This window comes from Mesorhizobium sp. M7A.F.Ca.CA.004.04.2.1 (genome assembly GCF_004022825.1).
Lineage (GTDB): Bacteria > Pseudomonadota > Alphaproteobacteria > Rhizobiales > Rhizobiaceae > Mesorhizobium.
On sequence record NZ_RZPH01000473.1, the window covers coordinates 1 to 4,438 of the forward strand.

The following is a 4,438-nucleotide window of genomic DNA, read 5'->3' on the forward strand; positions in this document are numbered from 1 at the left end:
CGAGGCCATCGTCGCCGCCGGCATTCCGGTGATGGGACATATCGGCCTGCAGCCGCAATCGGTCGAGAAGGACGGCGGCTACAAGATCAAGGGCCGCACCGAGGAGGCTGTTGCGGCATTGCTTCGCGATGCGCTCGCCGTCGAGAATGCCGGCGCTTTCTCGGTGGTCATCGAAGGCACGGTCGAGAGGGTCGCCGCCGATATCAGCCGCCGCCTCGCCATTCCGACCATCGGCATCGGTGCCAGCGGTGAATGCGACGGCCAGATCCTGGTCATCGACGACATGGTCGGGCTGACCGTCGATCGCGTGCCGAAATTCGTCAAGGAATACGCCGACCTGCGCAGCGTGATCTCGCATGCGGCGGAAACCTATGCAGCCGAGGTGCGGGGCCGGACATTCCCCGGCCCCGGCCATGTCTTTTCGGCGGCAAACAGCAGGGACGACACATGAGCCAACCCGTCGTCGTCGACAGCGTAGCCGCACTTCGCGCGCAAATCCGGGACTGGCGGCGCGACGGCCTTCGTGTCGCCATGGTGCCGACCATGGGCGCTTTGCATGACGGGCACATCTCGCTGGTCAGGATCGCGCTCCAAAAAGCCGAGCGCTGCGTCGTGTCGATCTTCGTCAACCCGACGCAGTTCGCGCCGAGCGAAGACCTCGACAAGTACCCGCGCCAACTCGCCCGCGACCTCGAGCAGTTGGGCGCGGCAAAGGCCGACCTTGCCTTCACACCGACGGTTGGCGAGATGTATCCCGCGGGCTTCGCCACGAAAATCTCGGTCGGCGGCCCCTCCGGCGGGCTCGAATCGGACTTTCGGCCGACCTTTTTCGACGGCGTCGCCACCGTGGTGGCAAAGCTCCTCCTGCAGGCAACGCCCGACTGTGCGGTCTTCGGCGAGAAGGACTACCAGCAGCTTTGTGTGGTGAGGCAGCTCTGCCGCGACCTCGACCTGCCTGTCGAGATCATCGGCGCACCGACGATACGCGACGCGCATGGTCTCGCCATGTCGTCACGCAACGCCTATCTCGATGAGGCCGAACTGAAGATCGCCCGCCAACTCAACGTCATATTGCGCAATACGGCTGCGGCCCTGGCGGCAGGCGCCGGCCAGAGCGACGCAACCGAAGAGGCCAGCCGCGCCCTCATCGCCGCCGGCTTTCAAAAGGTCGACTATGTCGAGGTACGCCAAAGCCTGACGCTTGCGCCATGGCGCCGAAACCGCGAAGGGCGTCTTCTCGCGGCAGCATGGCTCGGCAAGACCAGACTGATCGACAATGTGGAGGTTCCCGCTGTCTAGCGCGAAGGCTCGATCCTTCGGCCAGACAGACACGGGCCGACCACAGTCGATGGTCCCGTACTCTTTGGGGTCGACGTATCGCGGCGGATTGCTGCCGCGCCTAGCTCTCGCTCTTTTGTCCGCCGGCCCTGACGATCAGGTGTCCCGCCACGATCCCAACCACCCCGGCAAGGGCTTTCACCAATGCATCGATGAGGCGTGCATGGCGACCGGGATCAATGAGCTGAAGCAGTTCCAGCATGCCGGCGGTCACAGCCACGAAGATCACGACCTGGTACAGTCGGTTGGGGAAGCCGATCGCCAGGGCGAAGCCCAACAGGACATAAGCCAAGGCACGCTCGACATTCGCTTCAGCGAGGTGCGGCCGCATCTGGATCGGCGACAAGGTCGCGAAAATGATGATGGCGAGCAGCGCCAGCGCTGTAATGCGGGACAGTTTGGTCATGCCCTTGCATATCCGTCGTGAGCCGGCACAGCAAACGCCGCGATGACGCATGGCCAGGTCGCTCTATTCATCCCGGTGGCAATCTATCCGAGCGACTTCTCGAAACTCAGCGTCGTCGGTCTTGAGGTATCGCGGGACTCCTCCGCGGCACTGACAGGCAAAAACCCCTTCGACCGGTAGAAAGCAATGGCGCCGCCATTGGCCTCCTCGACCTCGACGCGCAGCGTTCGCGCTTCCGGGAAACTGGCCTCGACCTCGTCGAGCAGTGCTTGCCCGATCCCGCGCCTTTGGCAGTCCGGATGGACGTAGAGCTGGTTCAGCAGGATGATTTTCGCATCGGCGGTGGCGGCGGCGAAAGCCATGCCGCCGATCCGCTTGCCATCATCGGCCACCAGGAATTCCGAATTCGGCCGCGTCAGCCGCGAGCGGAGCGAAGCGACCGAGTGCCATTCGTCGGTGATCTCGGTGACTTTGGCAGCGCCATAAATGGCGTCATAGGTCGCATGCCACGTTTCCACCAGCAGCGTCCGCACAGCGGCAAGGTCGCGTTCACCTGCGGTGCGGACGAACACGGCGCTACTCGATGCCCAGCTTGGCCTTGACGAGGTCGTTGACGGCTTGCGGGTTGGCCTTGCCGCCGGTCGCCTTCATCACCTGGCCGACGAACCAGCCGGCCATGCTCGGCTTGGCGCGCGCCTGTTCGACCTTGTCGGGATTGGCGGCAATAACGTCGTCGACGGCCTTCTCGATGGCGCCGGTGTCGGTGACCTGCTTCATGCCACGGCTCTCGACCAGTTGGCGAGGGTCGCCGCCCTCATTCCAGACGATCTCGAACAGGTCCTTGGCGATCTTGCCGGAGATGGTGCCATCCTTGATCAGATCGATGACCGCACCGAGCTGCTCGGGTGAAACCGGAGCGTTTTCAATGTCTTTTCCGGCCTTGTTCAATTGCCCGAGCAGATCGTTGATGACCCAATTGGCGGCAAGCTTGCCGTCGCGGCCGGCGGCCACCTTCTCGAAATAATCGGCGATCGGCTTTTCCGACACCAGGATCGAGGCGTCATAGACGGACAGGCCGAGCGACGCGATCAGCCGCGCCTTCTTGTCGTCCGGCAGTTCCGGCAATTCCTTGGCCAGCGCATCGACATAGGCCTGGTCGAATTCCAGCGGCAAAAGGTCGGGATCGGGGAAGTAGCGGTAATCATGCGCCTCTTCCTTGGAGCGCATCGAACGCGTCTCGCCCTTGACGGCGTCGAACAGCCGCGTCTCCTGATCGATCTTGCCGCCATCCTCGAGGATGGCGATCTGCCGGCGCGCCTCATAGTCGATGGCCTGGCCGATGAAGCGGATCGAGTTGACGTTCTTGATCTCGCAGCGCGTGCCGAACTCGCCGCCCGGCCTGCGCACCGAAACGTTGACGTCGGCGCGCATCGAACCTTCGTCCATGTTGCCGTCGCAGGTGCCGAGATAGCGCACGATGGTGCGCAGCTTGGTGACATAAGCCTTGGCCTCGTCGGCCGAGCGCATGTCCGGCTTGGAGACGATCTCCATCAGCGCCACGCCGGAGCGGTTGAGATCGACATAGGACATGGTCGCATGCTGGTCGTGCATCGACTTGCCGGCATCCTGCTCCAGATGCAGCCGCTCGATGCCGACCTCGATGTCCTCGAATTCGCCCTGGCGGTCCGGGCCGACCGAAACGATCACCGTGCCTTCGCCGACGATCGGCTGCTTGAACTGCGAGATCTGGTAGCCCTGCGGCAGGTCGGGATAAAAGTAGTTCTTCCGATCGAAGACCGACTTGTGGTTGATCTGCGCCTTCAGCCCCAGGCCGGTGCGGATCGCCTGCTTGACGCATTCCTCGTTGATGACCGGCAGCATGCCCGGCATCGCCGCATCGACCAGGCTGACATTGGCGTTGGGCGGCGCGCCGAAGGCCGTCGAGGCGCCCGAAAACAGCTTTGCTTCCGACGTGACCTGCGCATGGACCTCGAGGCCGATGATGATCTCCCAGTCGCCGGTGGCACCGGAAACAAGGCGCTTGGCGTCGGGTGTGCGGGTGTCGATGAGGGACATTGTGGCCTGCGTATTGGAACTCGGATTATGCATTTACGCATATTTTGGTTTGCAACTTCGCTAGTGCAAACCGCTTCGCGAGACAAGCGCCCAAAAAACACAAGCGCAAAGCCACGGACTGGCCTTCTCAGCCGCTTTCGCCTATAGGACGTCCATTCCAATGGAGAGTGGATGTCCACTTACGCTCAGTCCCGGTAAGGCCCTGACCTCTTGGCGAGGCAGGGCAGAAAACCTGAAACCCCGTGCCGCGAAGCTTCGCGGCGGCGGCATTTTTTGTTTTCCCGGAAAACTCTCACATGGATATTTCGCGCACTGAACAGCGCATCCTGCACCTGCTCGCGCAGGGCGGACGCATTGAAATCGAAAAGAACGACAAGAAGCGGATCGCCTCCGTCAAATGCCTGACCCGCGACGGCTGGCACTATCCGGACGTCGATCTCGACATGTTTCGAAAGCTGAAGCGGAAGAAGGCGGTTTCTTCGTCGGGAGGCGGCCCCTACCGCATCACCCGGCGCGGGCTCGCACTCGTCCGCTCCGAACTCGACAACAGGTAGCCCGCGGTTCCGCCGGTCGGTTCTCCGGCCGGCGGTTCGCCTCACCGTTCAGGCAGTGGCGATA

General features: G+C 62.9%; 6 protein-coding genes. 3 read left to right on the top strand and 3 right to left on the bottom strand.

From position 1 onward, the window contains the following. Both EN893_RS20295 and panC read left to right on the top strand, forming a co-directional pair. On the top strand, positions 1-451 hold a 451-nt coding region (locus EN893_RS20295), incomplete at its 5' end, for a 3-methyl-2-oxobutanoate hydroxymethyltransferase (protein WP_206640147.1). After that, positions 448-1,299, top strand: coding sequence for a pantoate--beta-alanine ligase (panC, locus tag EN893_RS20300; protein WP_127272406.1), 852 nt, complete (start codon positions 448-450; stop codon positions 1,297-1,299). The genes EN893_RS20295 and panC, both read left to right, overlap by 4 nt. Before the next feature lie 100 nt (positions 1,300-1,399). Here the strand turns inward: panC and EN893_RS20305 are convergent, their stop codons facing one another. The 3 genes from EN893_RS20305 to gatB are packed head-to-tail and all read right to left on the bottom strand — an operon-like array spanning position 1,400 to position 3,820. Then, on the bottom strand, positions 1,400-1,795 hold the full coding sequence (locus EN893_RS20305) for a hypothetical protein (protein ID WP_245465083.1): 396 nt from the start codon (positions 1,793-1,795) through the stop codon (positions 1,400-1,402). A 32-nt stretch (positions 1,796-1,827) separates the two neighbouring features. Continuing rightward, on the bottom strand, positions 1,828-2,316 hold the full coding sequence (locus tag EN893_RS20310) for a GNAT family N-acetyltransferase (RefSeq protein ID WP_127272405.1): 489 nt from the start codon (positions 2,314-2,316) through the stop codon (positions 1,828-1,830). 4 nt (positions 2,317-2,320) lie between these two features. After that, positions 2,321-3,820: an Asp-tRNA(Asn)/Glu-tRNA(Gln) amidotransferase subunit GatB gene (gatB, locus tag EN893_RS20315; protein WP_127276897.1), complete on the bottom strand. Its 1,500-nt coding sequence runs from the start codon at positions 3,818-3,820 to the stop codon at positions 2,321-2,323. 296 nt (positions 3,821-4,116) lie between these two features. On the opposite strand from gatB, the gene EN893_RS20325 reads away from it, so the two are divergent. Beyond that, positions 4,117-4,374: a YjhX family toxin gene (locus tag EN893_RS20325; RefSeq protein ID WP_127269620.1), complete on the top strand. Its 258-nt coding sequence runs from the start codon at positions 4,117-4,119 to the stop codon at positions 4,372-4,374. Positions 4,375-4,438: the final 64 nt, after the last annotated feature.

Excerpts from the sequence above, each read along its gene's own strand:
- panC (WP_127272406.1), top strand. The coding sequence starts at position 448 with ATGAGCCAACCCGTCGTCGTCGACAGCGTAGCCGCACTTCGCGCGCAA.
- EN893_RS20305 (WP_245465083.1), bottom strand. The coding sequence starts at position 1,795 with ATGCGTCATCGCGGCGTTTGCTGTGCCGGCTCACGACGGATATGCAAG.
- gatB (WP_127276897.1), bottom strand. The coding sequence starts at position 3,820 with ATGTCCCTCATCGACACCCGCACACCCGACGCCAAGCGCCTTGTTTCC.
- EN893_RS20325 (WP_127269620.1), top strand. The coding sequence starts at position 4,117 with ATGGATATTTCGCGCACTGAACAGCGCATCCTGCACCTGCTCGCGCAG.